Raw genomic sequence first — 16,261 nt, forward strand, 5'->3', positions numbered from 1 at the left:
AAGCGCTCACCCGGCGCTTCCTTGCGGGCTCATTTGCGTACCTTGTAAGCTTACGACGTACGCACCGGAAGAGGAGCCCGCCGTGACCCCGATCGCCGTCGCCGTCCCCCTGCTCTGGCTGGCCTGGCTCGTCCTGACCGAATGGGTGCCGATGTTCCCGCTCAACGACCTCGCGCCGGGCAACCTCCGCCCGCGGCTGCTCGCCGCCGCGATCAACTACCCGTTCCCGCTGCTCATCGCCGCGGGCGTGGCGCTGCACCGGCCGTGGTCCTCGATCGCGGCGCTGGCGTTGTGCGCGCTGATCCTCGCCGGGCACGTGGCCAGCTGGTGGCTGCCGTACTTCGGGATCAGCACGGCCGCCCAGCGGGAGGTCTACGCCCGCGACTACGCGCGCACCCGGAAGATCCTGCCGACCGCCGGGCACGACGTGGTCCCGGACGTCCAGCACCTGGTCGTCGGCCTGCTCACCCTGGTCATGTTCGGCACGACGCTGGCTGCCACGCTGACCGCATGAACGACACGCCGCGCCGCCGACCGGGTCGCCCGCCGCAGGTCAGCGCCGACCAGATCGTCACCGCGGCGATCGGCCTCATCGACGACGAAGGCCTCGACGCCCTGACCATGCGCGCGCTCGGCTCCCGTCTCGGCGTCGCGGCGATGTCGTTGTACCGCCACGTCCCGCACCGCGACGCCGTGCTCGCCGCGGTCGTGAACCGGCTGGTCACCACCGCGCTCGCCGACCTCGAGCCGCGGGAGTCCTGGCCGGAGGCGGCGACCGGGTTCGCCGAGGCGTACCGCGCCATGCTGCTCAGCCATCCGAACGCGGTCCCGCTGCTGGCCACCCATCCGGTCGACGCCGACGCGGTCACGCCGCTGCTCGCGGGGGTGCTCGACCGGTTCGCCGCGGACGGCATCGCCCAGGAGACCGCGCTGATCGCGTTGCAGTCCATCGGCGTCTACACCCTCGGCCACGCGCTCGCCCAGGTCGGCTCGCCGCCGGACGAGCCGGCCGACCCGGCGGCCGCCGAGTACTACGACCGGTGGTTCGCGGCCGGGCTGCGCGCCATGGTCAAGGGATTTCAGCCGTGATCAGGCGTTCGATTTCTCCTTGGCCTTCCGCCGCCAGTGGACGTGCTGCTCCTCGCGCGCCCGTTTCGCCACTTCCGGGTAATGCAGTTCGAAAGCGGGGCGCTCAGAACGGATGCGCGGCAGCTCGGTGAAATTGTGCCGCGGCGGCGGGCACGACGTGGCCCATTCCAGGGAACCGCCGAAGCCCCACGGATCGTCCACGTTGACCCGTTCGCCGTACCGGTAGCTCTTCACCACGTTCCAGATGAACGGCAGCACCGAAGCGCCCAGAATGAACGCACCGATGGTGGAAATCGTGTTCAGCACAGTGAAACCGTCGCTGCGGAGATAGTCCGCGTACCGCCTCGGCATTCCTTGCGCACCGAGCCAGTGCTGCACCAGGAAGGTCGTGTGGAAACCGATGAACGTCGTCCAGAAGTGCCATTTGGCGAGCGATTCGTCGAGCATCCGGCCGGTCATCTTCGGGAACCAGAAGTAGATCCCGGCGAACGTGGCGAACACGATCGTGCCGAACAGCACGTAGTGGAAGTGCGCGACCACGAAATAGGTGTCGGTGATGTGGAAGTCCAACGCGGGCGAGGCCAGCAGCACCCCGGTCAGCCCGCCGAGCAGGAACGTGACGAGGAATCCGATCGACCACAGCATCGGCGATTCGAACGACAGCGTCCCCTTCCACATCGTGCCGATCCAGTTGAAGAACTTGAGCCCGGTCGGCACCGCGATGAGGAAGGTGAGGATCGAGAAGAACGGCAGCAGCACCGCGCCGGTGGCGAACATGTGGTGCGCCCACACCGTCGCGGACAGGCCGGTGATGCCGACCGTCGCGAAAACCATCAGCCGGTAGCCGTACAGCGGTTTCCGGCTGAACACCGGGATGATCTCGGTGACGATCCCGAAATACGGCAGGGCGACGATGTACACCTCGGGATGGCCGAAGAACCAGAACAGGTGCTGCCATAGGATCGCGCCGCCGTTGGCCGGATCGAAAACGTGCGCGCCGAGCCGCCGGTCGGCTTCCAGGCCGAACAGCGCGGCGGTGAGGATCGGGAACGCGAGCAGCACGAGAATCGCGGTGAAAAGGATGTTCCAGGTGAAAAGCGGCATCCGGAACAGCGTCATTCCCGGCGCGCGCAGGCACAGGATCGTCGTGGTCATGTTGACCGCGCCGAGAATCGTGCCGAGACCGGACACGATCAGGCCCATGATCCACAGGTCGCCGCCGATTCCGGGGCTGTGCACGGCGTCCGACAGCGGCGTGTAGGCCGTCCAGCCGAAATCCGGCGCTCCGGCGGGCGTGAGGAACGAGCTCAGCACGATCAGCCCGCCGAAAAGGTACAGCCAATAGGAAAACGCGTTCAACCGGGGAAACGCGACGTCCGGCGAGCCGATCTGCAGCGGCAGGACGAAATTGGCGAACCCGAACACATTCGGCGTCGCGTACAGCAGCAGCATGATCGTGCCGTGCATGGTGAACAGCTGGTTGTACTGCTCCTGCGACAGGAACTGCAGGCCGGGCTGGGCCAGTTCGCCGCGCATCAGCAGCGCCATCGCGCCGCCGATCAGGAAGAACGCGAAGGAACTGCCGAGGTAGAGCAGCCCGATCTGCTTGTGGTCGGTGGTGCGCAGAAGTCCCAGCAGCACCGAGCCTTTCTTGCCCCGGTGCGGCGCCGCGGCGATCACCACTGGCCGGGGCTTCAGCTGTGTCATGACCGACCTCCCGCGCACCCGACAATCGCCGGGCAGCCGACGGCCGCCCGGCCTCACCCCGGGCGGGTAACCGGCCGCCGCCCGCGGCAAACCCCGGCCTGTTCAGCCGCCCCGGCGGAACGGCAGCCGCCCGTCCGGCAGCGCCGCGCCGAACACGACCGCCGCGCCGATCACCAGGAACACCGCCCCGGCGGCGGGCGCGGACGCCCACCACACCACGCCCGACGCGGCGACTAGCCAGGCACCGGCGAGCGCCTCCTTCCGGATCGGCGGCGCGGTCTTGCGCGCCCGCAATCCCGCGCTGCCCAAGGCGAGCACGCCGAGCGCGAGCACCGCCAGCACCGGCCAGTACACGCTCCTTACTCCCGGAACTCGCCGCTGTGCCTGCGATAGGCGACGGTCACCGAGATCACCGCGAAAATCGCCAGCAGGACGCCGACGATCAGCGAATTCGTGCGGATCGCGTCGCGGTGGCCGTCGACCGGGTAGCCGAACGCGAAGGGCGCGGCGATGAGCCAGAACCCGATCGCGACGTTGACCAGTCCCAGCCAGCGCGCCCGTTCCGGCAGGCCGAACCGGACCAGCGCGACCGCCGCCACGGCGATCCCGCACGCCAGGCTGTTCCAGAAGCCGGCCGTCGCGGACAGCGTGAACGAGTAGCTGTACGCGAACGCCGCGAACACCAGCCACGCGCCGGCCAGGAATTCCGCGGTGAGCGGCAGCCTGCTTTCCCGCAGTTTGCGGTCCTGCGGAGTCAGCGCGGTGAGCGCCGTGCTCATCTTCATTCCGTGGTCACCTCCTCGGCGGGGCTACTGCCCGGCCTTGATTCCCGGTTCGCCGTGGTCGAACTGGATCGCCTGGTGCAACGGCACTGTCGTGGTCCGGGCGGGCCGCGGAGCGCGCAGGCCCATCGGGAGGATTACCCGGTGGTGCGCCGCTTCGAGCACCATCGCGCTGCACGCGTACCAGGCCAGCACCGAGGACGCGAGCAGGAAGTACGCGGCGATCGTGCGCACGACGCCGACGTCGCCGATCATCCCGATGGCCAGCAGCGTCGCCCCGGCGGCGAGGACCGCGAGCAGCGCGCAGAGCACGAGGCTTTCCGCCAGCGCGGCGAGCGCGCCGGTCCAGGTGATCGCCGCGAGCCCGATGAACCAGAAGCCGATCGCGGCCGCCGCGACCGGGCTCGCCGCCGTCGAAGGCAGTCCGCCGAGGCCGACGAACAGCTGGTAGACGCCGTAGCCGAGCCAGAACGCACCCCACGCCCCGTGCACGACCGTGGCGAGCGCGTCGCGGGCCCGGTACGACCACATCCCGGCGAGGAACTGCGCGACGCCGCCGAAAGCGAACGCGAACGGGGCCAGCAGCAGCGGCGTCGTCGTGCTGTCGCCGAACCAGCCGGCCAGGTTGGCCGCCACCATGAACGTCGACACCGCGAACCCGGCGAGCCCCAGGATCGACGGTGCGGCCACCGGGCTCAGGTTGATGTGCGTGTGCTCGCGCCAGAACGCGTACTCCGCGCCGTCGCCGCCGGCCGGCATCGCGCGGTCGGCCCTCTTCATCTCGCGGGTCATCTTCGGCTCCTTTCCGCGCCGAGCTCCCCTGTGCGCCGCGCGTACCCCGCCGCCGACCTGCGGAATCCTGGTGTTGCTAGGCCGAACGAGTGAAATTGGCCCGCCCCGGTCACGGTGCGCCGCCCGCCGGACGACCGGCAGTGTCCATTTCGGACGCGGCACTCCCCCGCCCGGACGGCGTGCCCGGCGACGGCGGGTCCGGTATGCCAGGGTGTGCGCATGGCGAGCGTCCGCGGTTATCTGTTGTCCTGGACCACTTTCCTGCCGTTGCTTTCCCTGGTCCTGCTGGCGCTCACGTGGGGTCGCACGCTGGGTCCGGCGCCGGTCGCGCTGGTGGCGATCGCGCTGGCCGGCACGGTTCTCGCCGCGGTGCACCACGCCGAGGTGGTCGCGCACCGGGTCGGCGAACCGTTCGGCTCGCTGGTGCTCGCGGTCGCGGTGACCGTGATCGAAGTCGCGCTGATCGTCACGATGATGGCTTCCGGCGGCGAAAAGGCCGACACCCTGGCGCGCGACACGGTGTTCGCCGCGGTGATGATCACCACCAACGGCATCGTCGGGCTGTCGCTTCTCGTGGGCGCGCGGCGGTACGGGGAAACGCGGTTCCACCCCGAAGGCAGCGGTGCGGCGTTGGCGACGGTCGGCACCCTGGCGACGCTGAGCCTTGTGCTTCCGACGTTCACCGCGAGCACGCCCGGCCCGGCGTTTTCCGGTCCGCAGCTGGCTTTCGCGGCCGGTGCGTCGCTGGTTCTGTACGCCACCTTCGTGATGACGCAGACCGTCCGCCACCGGGATTTCTTCCTGCCCGTCGACGCCGACGGCGAGACCCGCGAGGAAGAGCACGCGGAACCGCCGAGCCTCCAGAAGACCTTGGTGAGCCTCGCTCTGCTGCTGGTCGCCCTGGTCACCGTCGTCGGACTGGCGAAGGTCGAATCCCCGGCCATCGAGGCCGGCGTGCGCGCGGCCGGGCTGCCGCAGTCGTTCGTGGGCGTGGTGATCGCCCTGCTGATCCTGGCCCCGGAGACGCTCGCGGCCGTCCGCGCGGCGCGGCGCGACCGGATGCAGATCAGCCTCAACCTCGCGTACGGCTCCGCGATCGCCAGCATCGGCCTGACCATCCCGGTCATCGCGCTCGCCTCGGTGTGGCTGAAGGGCCCGCTGCTGCTCGGTCTCGGGCCGACGCACATCGTGCTGCTCGCGCTCACGGTGGTGGTGAGTGTGCTGACCGTGGTGCCGGGGCGCGCTACGCGGCTTCAGGGCGGGGTGCATCTGGTGTTGCTGGCGGGATTCCTGGTGCTGGCGATGAATCCGTGAAGTGCTGCGACTATCCACTGTGGAGTGCCGCTAGGGCCGCGAGACGAGATTCCTGATTCGCTTACCGCTCCGGCGAACGGCGGCCGATCGCTGGTCGAGCGGCTTTTTCGGGTGCTTTCGGAAGCCCGGTCGCGGCTGGTTCCGAGGGCTGCGGGCGGAAAAGGACGCCGGTTTTGTCGGTGCTCCTCCGTATCCTGGCCAGGTGAAGATCCAGCAGTCCCCGACCACGTCCGCAGCGGCCGGTGCAGCCGCGCGCAGAGCTTTCCCCGGCAGCCGTCCGACGTTCCCCGGCCGTCCCGTTCGCGCCGCCGGGCTCGCAGTCGTCGCGAGTGTCCGACCCCTTGAACTCGGCCTCGCGTCCGTCAGCGGGGTGCGCGCATGAGCGGCGTCTCCTCCCCCGTGCCGGAGGCCCCGGCGCGGCCGCCCGTCAAACCCGGGCTGCTGATCAGCGTGCTCGTGCTGTCGGCGTTCGTGATGATCCTCAACGAGACGATCCTGAGCGTCGCGCTGCGCGACCTCACCGTCGACCTCTCCGTGCCGACCACCACGATCCAGTGGCTCACCAGCGGCTTCCTGCTGACGATGGCGGTGGTGATCCCGACGACGGGGTTCCTGCTCGAACGGTTCACGCCGCGGCAGGTGTTCGTCTTCTCGCTCGCCTCGTTCAGCCTCGGCACGCTGCTGTGCGGCGTCGCGCCCGGCTTCGGCCTGCTGATGGCGGGCCGGGTCGTGCAGGCGTGCGGCACCGCGGTGATGATCCCGCTGCTGATGACCACCGTCATGCGGCTCGTGCCCGCCCAGCGCCGCGGCGCGACGATGGGCACGATCAGCATCGTCATCGCGGTCGCGCCCGCGATCGGCCCGACGATCGGCGGCGCGGTGCTGTCGTCGCTCGGCTGGCGGTGGATGTTCTTCATCGTGCTGCCGCTGTCGCTGGCCGCGCTGGTCACCGGGATGCTGCAGCTGCGGATCGACAGCGAAACCCGCGCGGTTCCGCTCGACGTGCTCTCGGTGCTCCTCTCCGCCGTCGGTTTCGGCGGAGTCCTGTACGGCCTGTCGTCCGCGGGTGAATCCGCCGAAACCGCGCTGGTGCCGCCGTGGCTGCCGATTGTGGTCGGGGTGGTTTCGCTGGCGGTGTTCGGCTGGCGGCAGCTTCGCCTGCAGCGACGCGACCGCGCGCTGCTCGACCTGCGGCCGTTCACCCACCGCAGTTTCGTCGTCGCGCTGGGGCTGAGTGCGCTGCTGTTCATGTGCCTGATCGGCGTGGGCGCGATCCTGCTGCCGCTGTACCTGCAGACCGTCCTGCACAAGTCCACGTTCGTCAGCGGCCTGGCCGTCCTGCCCGGCGGCCTGGTGCTCGGCCTGCTCGGCCGCCCGGTCGGCGCGCTGTTCGACCGGGTCGGCGCGCGCCCGCTGGTGCTCCCCGGCGCGCTCGCGATGACGGTCTCGCTCTGGCTGTACTCGTTGCTGGGACCGGGTTCCCCGCTGATCGCGGTGATCAGCATCCACATCGTCCTGATGGCCGGACTGGGCCTGATGATGACGCCGCTGATGACCGAGTCCCTGGCGGCGCTGCCCGACCACCTCTACTCGCACGGCAGCGCGATCCTCTCGACGCTCCAACAGGTCGCCGGCGCACTGGGCACCGCGGTGTTCGTCAGCGTCGCGACCGTCAGCAGCGCCGAACACGCCGCCGTGAGCCCCGACGCCAACGGGCTGCAGATGGCGTTCATCGTGGCTGGCTGCATCGGAGCGGTCGCGGTGGTGGGAGCCTGGTTCGTCCGGCCGTCCCGCCCAGAGCCGGCGAAGGAGGAATCCTGACGCCTGTGGACCGAGAACGGCTGGACGCCGTCGCCCGCGCCTGCACCGCACCGATGAACTGATGACCAGCATCCGCGGGCGGCGCGTGCACCGCCTGGTCACGCGCCGGATTGCGGGCTACGACCACGTCCTGCCCGCCGTCAGCTCCGATGGTGCCCGGGCCCTGCTGGCCCTGTCCGCCGATGGCCGAGCCGCCTTCTGCGCCAGCGACGGCCGACCGCGGACCTCGTCACCTGCGGCCCGACGCCCGGCGTCACTGTGACGTCCGCGCACGACCTGACGAAGGATTTGCTGCCGGTCCTGCAGTGGACCGTCGGCATCCCTCGCCGCCGTGCACGCCGACGCCTGCGCGCACACGGCGTCGGCCCGCTGATCAGCCGCGCCATCGAGGAGAAGCCAGTTCGGCTGCTTCTGCTGGAGGTCGCGGGCCCGCTGACGATCACGCCCGGCGAGGCCGGTCCGGAGGATCGAGGCCGCCCTGCGCCGTCTTTAGCCAGCGTGGTTCGGAGCGGCGCGGACGGCCGGTGCGCGGTAACGGCCGACAAGGCCGGTCCGGAGGAGATCGAGGCCGCCCCGCACCGTCTTTAGCCAGCGTCGTTCGGACCGGCTCGGAATCCACGCGGACGGCCGGTGCACGGTCACGGCCGGAACCCGAGCCGCTGCTCGCCAGCCGGGCAGTGGTTAAGGCGCGATCTGCCAAGCACGACGTCGACCGCCGTTTCGTCGGTCAGCCGGAACGCCGGGTCGCTCGCCCGGGCACGGTCGCGGAAGAGGCGGACCGCGGGGCAGCTCTCGACGGCCTCCGCGTCCGGCGGCGGAACGGCCAGGCGGGGGACCGGCGCGAGTTGTTCGCCGGATCGGCTCCGTGGTTCGCGAAGCAGGCCAGCCGAAGCGCGGCCGCTTCGCGTTCGGCATCCGCGAGACCCGGCCAAGGGATCAACATCGCGAGTCACCTCCGACCGGGCAGTTTCGCCGAGCGCCAGCGCCCCCATTCGGCCGAAGCACGCATCCCCACAATCCGCGCTCCGGGCCGATCCCTCCGGCCAGTCATCCGAGGCTCACCGGCCGAACGCGCGCTCCCAGCGTTCCGCGTCCCGCAACCCGCCGTCCGGTGCGGACCAGCAGGCTTGGAGCAGGTCGTACCCGTCGTGGACCAGCGCCGCGTGGGCGGACCAGCGCTCCGCCGCCCAGCCGGGTTCGTTGTGCACCGAATCCACCCCTGCCCGGGTCGCGCCCTCCAGTTCGAACTGCAAGTCCCGGCGCGCCGCCGCACGCGGGACCGGCGCACCGGCGAGCACCGCACGCGCGGCGGCGCGCACGCGAGATCCGGTCCAGTCCAACGTCTTCCGATGCGCACGCGGCACCACCGCGTACTGCACCGCCACCGCCACCACGACCCCGATCGCCGTCTGGGCGAAACGGTCCGCCACCGCGGGCCACACCGGGCCCGGCAGGCTCGCCACTCCGGCGGCCAGCAACGCGAGCGGCGTGATGACGACTGTCGCCACCGCGTAGTTCCGCGGCACCACCAGCTCCACACAGAACTGCAGCACTGCCAGAATCAAGATCAACACCACCCCGGACGGCGACAACATCATCACCAACCCGAACAGCACCAGCCCCGCCGCCGTGCCCGCGAACCGGTGCAGCGCACGCACATTCGTCCGCCGCCGGTCCAGTCCCTGCTGCAGCACCACGAGCGCACTGAGCACTGCCCAATGCGGCCGGCCAAATCCGACTGCCACCGCCAGTTCCCCGGCGACCACGCACCCGACGCCCACGCGCAACGCCGTCACCGCGGCGTGCGACTGCAACGGAACCGCCCGCCGCAACCGGTACCCGATGTTCGGCCGCGGCAACGGCAGCTTCCCCGGCGGCAATTCGACGGACTCCCCCGGCGAGGCGTCCGCGAACCGCCGGTGAGCGGCGAGCAACGTCGCCACTAGATCCGGTTGCGTGCCACGGCGAGGATGTCCCGCGTCATGCAGCGCAGTCCACGCCGCGGACACCGCAGCACCGGCGGCGTGCCGTGCCTCGGCGGTTTTCCGCTCCGCCGAAACGAACGCGTCGACGGCCCGAACCGCACGGTCGACGACCGTCCGCTCCGGTTTGGTCCGGTCGGCCAGCACCCCGGCCATTGACACCACCACCGACGATCCGACGCCCGCCGCGGCACACCCGAGCACCACCCACGGCCGAGCCCCCGCCTCGACCGCCGCCTGCGCGCCCGCGCAAACGAGCGCGAAGAACAACGGCCCGGGCGGTCCGAGCCGCAACGCGTCGACGACGTACGTCGCCAGCACCGCGACCACCGAAACCACCAGCACCGACACCGGACCGGGCGGAACCACCGTCCCCACCGAAGCACCCAACGCGGCCGCCGCGAGCAACCCCGCACCAGCAGTAGCCACGACGCCCGCCCGCACCCGGTACGGCCGCCCTTCGCCGTACAAGACCGCGAACGTCCCCAACGTGACGAACAACGCCGACGCCGATGCCCCCGCGAGCACCAGCGCAACCCCCGGCACCACCACCGCGGCCGCGGCCCGCAACCCCGCCGACCACCTCCGCCCGACCGGCGGCAAAGCGAACATCAGCGCCCGAAACCCCGCCACGCGAGGCAACTCCTCAACCGGCTCGGGCGACGATCCCATCCACCCATCCCAACACGCCGCCACCGGCCCGGACAGCCCGACCACACCCCGCAGAGACGGCGGGCACACTCCCCGGCACGAGCCCGCCCCGCCGCACGCACCCCCTGACAGCGGGCGACGGTGACTCAGCCAGGCCCGCCCCGCAGAGGCAGCGGGCACACTCCCGTCGCAAGTCCGCTCCGCCGCGCGCTCGTTGGCTGCAGGCGGTGACTTAGCCAGGCCCGCCACAGTTCACAACCCAGCCACGCCTGCAGAGACAGCGGGCACACTCGCGCCGCGAGTCCATTCCGCCCACGGACCCTTTGGCTGCAAGCGGCGACCCAGCCAGACCCGCGACGGTTCACAGTCCAACCACGTCTAGAAGAGGCGGCGGGCACACTCCGCACCGCTGCGCGCACTCCCTTGCCACCGGGCCACGACGGCAACTCAGCCAGGCCCACCACAGTTCACAACCCAGCCATGCCTCGCAGAGACAGCGGGCACACTCCCCGCGCAGGTCCTCTCCGCCGCGCGCACTCTTTCGTCACCCAGCCGCAGCGGTGACTCCAACCAGGCCCGCCACGGTTCACAATCCAGTCACGCCCCGCAGAGACAGCGGGCACGCAAGTTCGCTCCGCCCACGGACCCTTTGACTGCAAGCGGCGACCCAGCCAGACCCGCCACAGTTCACACGCATCCCGCACCGATCGGCCGCCCTACCCACGCCGTCCCCGGCAGCTGCAGGTGCGTTCACCGCCCCCAATCCAGTCACGTGCTCCCTACTAGACCAACAACCCGCAGCTCGACGGCCACTTGCCTCGGCAACTCGACACCCGGCCAACGCCGAACCCCTCACCGAAACTCGGCCCGAGCAGCCGCCTCCCCCACCGTCACCGGATCCAGCCCAGGATGCGCCGCCTCGGCCCGTTCCCACTGCGTCGCGGCCTCCCCCTCAGCCCCCAGCGCCGCAGCCGCATTTCCCAACCCCAGGTAAGCCCGCGCCGCCTCATGGGTGCTGCCGCAGGCTTCCGCGCGAGCCGCGGCTTCCCGGTAAGCCGATTCCGCACCCGAGTGGTCCCCGGCGCGGAACCTTGCCCAGCCAAGGCAGTTCAGCGCCATCACGACGTCCAATTCCAGCTCCAGCTCCTCGAACACCGCCAGCGTCTCCTCGACCAAACGGCCAGCTTCGTCCGGCTGCCCGAGCGCGGCCAGGACCAGGGCGATGCCCCGCGTCGTGATGGCGCCGCTGCGTCGGTTGCCGGTCAGGGCATAAAACTCCGCCGCGCTGCGCAGGTCGCGCAGGGCTTGTTCGTGGTTGCCCCGGTAGTGCTCCGCCCAGGCCGAATGCGCCAGCGCGGTCGCTTCGCCGTGGCGGTCGCCGATTTCCCGGTACTCGCGCAGCGCTTGGCGGTAACACCGGGAGGCTTCGTCCAGATCGCCGCGGTCGACGTAGGCGATCCCCAGGTTCGCGGTCGTCGTGGCGGCGGCCCAGCGGTTGCCGACGGCTTCGGCGGCGGCGCGCGCCCAGCGGTGCGTCGCGATCCACGGGTCCCACAGTTTGGTCAGGTAGAAGAATCCGCGCAGGAAGAACGCCAGCTGCCAGCATCGCTCGGACGCCCCGGCCCGGCGGCACAGCGCGACCAGGTTCGGCCATTCGGCGCGGAACCAGGCGATCGCGGCGTCCTGGTCCGGGAACTCGAGCTCGGGCAGGCCGGGCGGATAGGTCACTTCCGGGCGGTATCGCGGGCCGCTCACCAGCCGGTCGGCGCGTTCCGCGGCGGCGACGGAGAAATCGGCCAGCCGGCGGAAAGCGTCCTGGCCTACCACGCCGGAGGCGGCGAAAACCCTTACCAGGTCATGGAAACCGAACCGGCCCAGTTCCGGCTGGGTGAGCAGGTACGCCTGGTGCAGGCGGTCCAGCAGCCGCTCGGCCTCCCGGGCGTCCAGCGAGCCCAGCGCTTGCGCGGCGGTGACGTCGAAGTCCGGGCCGGGGTGCAGGGCGAGCAAGCCGAACAGCCGCGCTTCCGGCTGCTCCAATTGGCGGACGGACAACCGGAAAGCGGCAGCCAGGCTTCGTTCGCCGTCGTCGAGTTCGCCCAGGCGGCGGGTTTCGTCGGCCAGGCGGCGCTCCAATTCCGCGACATCCCACGCCGGGTGGGCGCGCAGGCGGGCCGCGGCGATCCGGATGGCCAGCGGGAGGCGGCCGCAGCGGTCGGCGATCCGCAGGGCGGCGTCGGGGGACGCCCCGGTCAAGGCGGCGACCAGCGCGGCGGCGGAAGCGGACGGGAGGACGCCCAGCGAGACGTGCCGCGCTTCGTCCAATGCGGGCAGGCGGGAGCGGCTGGTGATCACGACGCGGCATTTCGGTTCCGCGGGCAGCAGCGGGCGCACTTGCCCGGTGCTGCCCGCGTTGTCCAGCACCAGCAGGAAACTCCGGCCGCGCAGGCAGGTCCGGAACAGCGCGGCGCGGTCGTCGGGATCGGCCGGGATCCGCTCGGCGGGCACCTGCAGGATCCGAAGCAGCCGGTCGTGCGCGTCGGCTGGAGCGACCGGTTCGTCGGAGGTGCCGCGCAGATCGAGAAAGAGGCTGCCGTCGGCGAAGGACGCTTCGAGCCGGTACGCGCACCGCACCGCCAGCGCCGTCTTGCCGGCTCCGCCCATCCCCGAAATGACGCAGACGCCGCCGTCGGACTCGAGAATCTCGCGGACGGCTTCGGATTCGCAATCGCGCCCGGTGAAGCCGGAAGCCATCGGGGGAAGGCCGGACGGGCGGACGTCCGGCCGGGTGCGGCGTTTTCCGGTTTCCGCGGGAACCAGTGCGGTAAGGGCACCCGGAGTACCGAATTCTGATTCACATAAAGCAGCGAGTGCGGAATTCGGAGCAGCCAGGCCGGTTTCGACTTTGCTCAGATACCCCTTGCTGTAGTGCACCCGGGCCGCCAGCTCGGTCAGCGAAAGCCCGGCCGAAGTGCGCAGCCGCCGCAGTTCCGCCCCGAACGTCGCGCGCGCTGTCATCCGCCTCCACCCTCTTCTCGCTCCCAGTATGACGATCCGGCAGGCGCCGGGCCGCGGCTTCGTCACGGCGCGGTCCGCACCGACACCGGCGGCGCGACCGGCGCGGGACCGCCCGGATGGCCGAGGGCGAGCCCGGACACGAGCGCGACCCCGGCGAGCCACAACGCGGCGCGCACCAGCAGGGAAAACGAACAGACGACCTTCACGACAAGCTCCCTCCGAGGATTTCCGGCCGCCTGATCAGCGGCCTGTCCCGAGAATGCGGGAGCACGCGGCAATCGGGGAAGGAGTTTCCCGTTTCCGCCTTAGTCGCGTGAACGGGGAACGGAGAGGCAACGCAGTCGCATTGCCCCGGCCCGGCCCGCGGCGAAAGGAATTCGGCCGGGACCAGCAGGGGAGTCCGCCGCGGGCCGGCTCACGAGAGCGCGAGCCGGACCGGCTGACCGTTCGCCGGCAACGGACTGGAACAGTCACCCGCCGTTTCCGGAAGGCGCCATCCGAGCGAATTTCCCGCGCGGATAAACCCGGGCGCGCCAGCCGGACGCGGGAATGGGAAATCATTCCGGTCACAGTCCGTGCGCCATCCGCGGGCAAGGCTGGACATCGGCGGCCGCATTGCGGAACAGTGGCTGCGGGCGGGGAGACGCGAGGGAGGAACGGGTGGAACCGAACGCGGCGGACTTGGTCGCGGAATTGAAAGTGCTCCGCAAGGGGCGCGGCGTATTCACCACTCCGCTCGGGATTCGGGTCGGCCCGGTCCTGCGCGAGGTGTGCGGGATTCCCGACCACGCGGAAAACGTCGAGATCCGCGACCGGCTCGCGCACGTGCTGGAGCCGCTGGCCAAGACCCTCCCGGACGACCTCCGGATCGCCGTGCTCGCGGCGTTCGCGATGCACGAGCCGGCGCGCAAGCCGTTCTACCAGGAACGGGTGCATTGGGCCGCGCGCGAACTGGACCGCGACGACCGCACGATCCGGCGGCGCATCGACGAGGGCATCGAGCACGTCGCGCACCTCGCGCTCGCCGCCCCGCGCGAGGGCGGGAGACGGCCCGCGCCCGACGGCAGCTGGCACACCGAACTGCTGCGCGTCTCGCTCGCGCTGGACCAGGAACGGCCCGAGGTGTTCGAGTTCCGGCGGATCGCCGCCGACCACGACGGGGTCGCCGAACTGGACCTCGCGCTCACCCTCACCACCACGTCCGCGGCCGCCGGGCCGGTGCGGGAAAGCGATCTCGACGTCGACGTCTTCCACGGCGGCACGCTGGTCCGCCGCGCGATGGAGTCGAACGACCGGGTCGGGCTGGCGCTGCGGCTGGCCAAGCCGTTGGCGCGCGGGGAAAAGCACGAGCTCGCGCTGCGGTTCCGCGCGGAGTTCCGGCATCCGCACTACGTGTGCGTGCCGCGGCATCCGGTCGACCGGTTCGACCTGCACGTGCGCTTCCCGGCCGCGCCGCCGGCCGAAATCGTGCGGCTGGACCGCGTGTTCCAGGACGACGCACGCGATCCGGGCGCACGCGGCGACCTCGTGACCCCGGACGGGTCGGGCGACGTGCACCTCGGGTTCGACCGGCTCGCGCCCGGCTTCGCCTACGGCATCCGGTGGAGCCCGGCCGGCTGAACCCGGCCGGCCGGGCCGCGGCCGGCGGTCAGTGCGTGATCATCGCGATTCCCCTTCCCGCTCGGGATTTCTCCGACCGCACCGGGATCGCCGGCGCGCCCGGACGCGCTACCGGCGGGCGAAACCTGTCCAAGATCTGTCCAGGTCCCCGCGAATTCCGTTGCCGCGCAACGGACAGAAGCTGGACAACACCCGCCGGGGCGCAACATCCGCGCCCGGACTCCCGACTCCCGGACCGAGCGGGCGAGACCACCGCGGCCGCCCGTACGAAAGGAACGACCCCTATGCCCACCGCCACCGTGCCCGAACCGGTCGAAGGCTACGTCCCGCTCGCCGCGCTGCCGCGCCCGTCCGGGCTGGCCGAACGCCTGGAAACCGTGGTCCGCGCGGCCCGCGACGAGGTCCCCGGCGCGGCCCCGGAACTGCTGGCGCTGCTGAAACCGGTGATCGCGCGCTACTGCCGCGCCCGCATCGGCGGACGCGACCTGTCCTATCTGTCGGCCGACGACGTCGCGCAGGAAGTGTGCATCGCGGTCCTGCAGGCGGTGCCGGGCTACGAGGACCGCGGCGGATCGTTCCTGCACCTGGTGCGCGCGATCGCGGCGAACAAGGTGGCCGACGCCTTCCGCGCGGTGTCGCGCGACCGCTCGCGGCCGGTGCCCGACGTCCCGGAGAACCCGGATCTCGGCGACGGCCCCGAATCGCACACGCTCACCGCCGACCTCGGCGCCTCGCTCGGGCGGCTGCTGGCCGGGATGCCGAAGCTGCAGCAGGAAATCCTGACCCTGCGCGTGGTGGTCGGCCTGACGTCGGCCGAAACGGCGAAGACGCTGGGGATCTCGCCGGGCAACGTCCGGGTGACGCAGTGCCGCGCGCTGGCGAAACTGCGGGACTCGATCCGGGAGCAGGGACTGGCCGAAGCGCTGCTGGCGTGAACTCGCAACATCCCCGCACTGGTCCGGACCACTGGCGAAGAAATTTCCGAAGTTCACCCGCTCGGGCCACTTCGCCGCTGCGGAAAGGCCCGGAACGCCGGGGTCCGGACCGGCTCAGCCCGCGTCGAGCCGGCGCTTCATCCGGCGCAGGAACGCGATCCGGTCGGTCTCCACGCGGACCGCGGTGCGGTCCGGGTAGATGTCGAACACGCCGGTCATCCCGGTCTCGGCGAGCCGCCGGCCCGCCGCGCCCGAGGGGTGCGCGAGCAGCCGCAGCACCACGCCCTCGGCGGCCGCGCGGTCCTGCGCGGCCCGCAGGACGTGCACGCCCGCGTCGCTCAGCTCGGTCAGCCCGGTCAGGTCCAGCACCAGCGCCATCGGGCGCTTCGCCAGCGCGAACGTCACCGCCCGCACCACCACCAGCGCGGTGCCGGCGTCGAGTTCCCCCGCCAGCAGCAGCGTGAGCACGTCGAGGTCGTCGTAGCGGTACGACGACTTCAGCCGTGCCGATCCCTGTGAGCCGGCTTCCATCCGCGTGCTGCACTCCCTGTCC

The 16,261-nt window shown here is 71.2% G+C and carries 15 protein-coding genes; 7 read left to right on the forward strand and 8 right to left on the reverse strand.

Annotation, left to right across the window (positions count from 1 at the left end; translation table 11 throughout):
- The first annotated feature begins 82 nt into the window (after positions 1-82).
- Together F9C11_RS33305 and F9C11_RS33310 are read left to right on the forward strand one after the other, a co-directional pair.
- Positions 83-514, forward strand: coding sequence for a hypothetical protein (locus F9C11_RS33305; protein WP_409181325.1), 432 nt, complete (start codon positions 83-85; stop codon positions 512-514).
- Positions 511-1,089, forward strand: coding sequence for a TetR/AcrR family transcriptional regulator (locus F9C11_RS33310; protein WP_409181326.1), 579 nt, complete (start codon positions 511-513; stop codon positions 1,087-1,089). Before F9C11_RS33305 ends, F9C11_RS33310 begins: the two co-directional genes overlap by 4 nt.
- Here F9C11_RS33310 and ctaD read toward each other — a convergent pair whose 3' ends face one another.
- The 4 genes from ctaD to F9C11_RS33330 form a co-directional block, all read right to left on the reverse strand.
- Positions 1,090-2,796, reverse strand: coding sequence for a cytochrome c oxidase subunit I (gene ctaD / locus F9C11_RS33315; RefSeq protein WP_409181327.1), 1,707 nt, complete (start codon positions 2,794-2,796; stop codon positions 1,090-1,092).
- A 102-nt stretch (positions 2,797-2,898) separates the two neighbouring features.
- On the reverse strand, positions 2,899-3,150 hold the full coding sequence (locus F9C11_RS33320) for a hypothetical protein (RefSeq protein WP_409181328.1): 252 nt from the start codon (positions 3,148-3,150) through the stop codon (positions 2,899-2,901).
- Between the two features lie 5 nt (positions 3,151-3,155).
- Positions 3,156-3,581, reverse strand: a complete 426-nt coding sequence (locus tag F9C11_RS33325) for an SPW repeat protein (RefSeq protein ID WP_354743351.1) — start codon at positions 3,579-3,581, stop codon at positions 3,156-3,158.
- 24 nt (positions 3,582-3,605) lie between these two features.
- Positions 3,606-4,370, reverse strand: a complete 765-nt coding sequence (locus tag F9C11_RS33330; RefSeq protein ID WP_409181329.1) for an acetate uptake transporter family protein — start codon at positions 4,368-4,370, stop codon at positions 3,606-3,608.
- A 219-nt stretch (positions 4,371-4,589) separates the two neighbouring features.
- On the opposite strand from F9C11_RS33330, the gene F9C11_RS33335 reads away from it, so the two are divergent.
- The 3 genes from F9C11_RS33335 (at position 4,590) to F9C11_RS33345 (ending at position 8,093) form a co-directional block, all read left to right on the forward strand.
- Complete coding sequence (locus tag F9C11_RS33335) at positions 4,590-5,684, forward strand: calcium:proton antiporter (RefSeq protein ID WP_409181330.1); 1,095 nt, start codon at positions 4,590-4,592, stop codon at positions 5,682-5,684.
- 378 nt (positions 5,685-6,062) lie between these two features.
- Positions 6,063-7,505, forward strand: a complete 1,443-nt coding sequence (locus F9C11_RS33340) for an MDR family MFS transporter (RefSeq protein ID WP_409181331.1) — start codon at positions 6,063-6,065, stop codon at positions 7,503-7,505.
- A gap of 258 nt (positions 7,506-7,763) precedes the next feature.
- Complete coding sequence (locus tag F9C11_RS33345) at positions 7,764-8,093, forward strand: hypothetical protein (protein WP_409181332.1); 330 nt, start codon at positions 7,764-7,766, stop codon at positions 8,091-8,093.
- 470 nt (positions 8,094-8,563) lie between these two features.
- Here the strand turns inward: F9C11_RS33345 and F9C11_RS33350 are convergent, their stop codons facing one another.
- The 3 genes from F9C11_RS33350 to F9C11_RS33360 all read right to left on the reverse strand — a co-directional run bounded on the left by F9C11_RS33350 (position 8,564) and on the right by F9C11_RS33360 (position 13,359).
- Positions 8,564-10,120 carry an FUSC family protein gene (locus tag F9C11_RS33350; protein ID WP_409181333.1) on the reverse strand — a complete coding sequence of 519 codons (1,557 nt, stop codon included), beginning with the start codon at positions 10,118-10,120 and terminating at the stop codon, positions 8,564-8,566.
- Positions 10,121-10,990: 870 nt separating this feature from the next.
- Positions 10,991-13,153 (reverse strand): ATP-binding protein, encoded by a 2,163-nt coding sequence (locus tag F9C11_RS33355; RefSeq protein ID WP_409181334.1) that lies wholly within the window; start codon positions 13,151-13,153, stop codon positions 10,991-10,993.
- A gap of 62 nt (positions 13,154-13,215) precedes the next feature.
- Positions 13,216-13,359: a hypothetical protein gene (locus F9C11_RS33360; RefSeq protein ID WP_220507312.1), complete on the reverse strand. Its 144-nt coding sequence runs from the start codon at positions 13,357-13,359 to the stop codon at positions 13,216-13,218.
- Between the two features lie 454 nt (positions 13,360-13,813).
- Here F9C11_RS33360 and F9C11_RS33365 point away from each other — a divergent pair, with 454 nt between their 5' ends.
- Positions 13,814-14,773, forward strand: a complete 960-nt coding sequence (locus tag F9C11_RS33365) for a hypothetical protein (RefSeq protein WP_409181335.1) — start codon at positions 13,814-13,816, stop codon at positions 14,771-14,773.
- A gap of 284 nt (positions 14,774-15,057) precedes the next feature.
- Positions 15,058-15,708 (forward strand): sigma-70 family RNA polymerase sigma factor, encoded by a 651-nt coding sequence (locus F9C11_RS33370; RefSeq protein ID WP_409181336.1) that lies wholly within the window; start codon positions 15,058-15,060, stop codon positions 15,706-15,708.
- 114 nt (positions 15,709-15,822) lie between these two features.
- Here the strand turns inward: F9C11_RS33370 and F9C11_RS33375 are convergent, their stop codons facing one another.
- The gene (locus F9C11_RS33375) at positions 15,823-16,239 is read right to left on the reverse strand and encodes an STAS domain-containing protein (protein WP_009076775.1); all 417 of its coding nucleotides are present in this window, start codon (positions 16,237-16,239) and stop codon (positions 15,823-15,825) included.
- Between the last annotated feature and the right edge of the window lie 22 nt (positions 16,240-16,261).

The organism is Amycolatopsis sp. VS8301801F10, from assembly GCF_046195355.1.
In the GTDB taxonomy this organism is placed as follows: Bacteria; Actinomycetota; Actinomycetes; order Mycobacteriales; family Pseudonocardiaceae; genus Amycolatopsis.

Bases quoted from the DNA above. Each gene is read 5' to 3' on its own strand.
- F9C11_RS33370 (WP_409181336.1), top strand. From the start codon at position 15,058: ATGCCCACCGCCACCGTGCCCGAACCGGTCGAAGGCTACGTCCCGCTC.
- F9C11_RS33335 (WP_409181330.1), top strand. From the start codon at position 4,590: ATGGCGAGCGTCCGCGGTTATCTGTTGTCCTGGACCACTTTCCTGCCG.
- F9C11_RS33325 (WP_354743351.1), bottom strand. From the start codon at position 3,581: ATGAAGATGAGCACGGCGCTCACCGCGCTGACTCCGCAGGACCGCAAA.
- ctaD (WP_409181327.1), bottom strand. From the start codon at position 2,796: ATGACACAGCTGAAGCCCCGGCCAGTGGTGATCGCCGCGGCGCCGCAC.
- F9C11_RS33375 (WP_009076775.1), bottom strand. From the start codon at position 16,239: ATGGAAGCCGGCTCACAGGGATCGGCACGGCTGAAGTCGTCGTACCGC.
- F9C11_RS33355 (WP_409181334.1), bottom strand. From the start codon at position 13,153: ATGACAGCGCGCGCGACGTTCGGGGCGGAACTGCGGCGGCTGCGCACT.
- F9C11_RS33310 (WP_409181326.1), top strand. From the start codon at position 511: ATGAACGACACGCCGCGCCGCCGACCGGGTCGCCCGCCGCAGGTCAGC.
- F9C11_RS33330 (WP_409181329.1), bottom strand. From the start codon at position 4,370: ATGACCCGCGAGATGAAGAGGGCCGACCGCGCGATGCCGGCCGGCGGC.
- F9C11_RS33340 (WP_409181331.1), top strand. From the start codon at position 6,063: ATGAGCGGCGTCTCCTCCCCCGTGCCGGAGGCCCCGGCGCGGCCGCCC.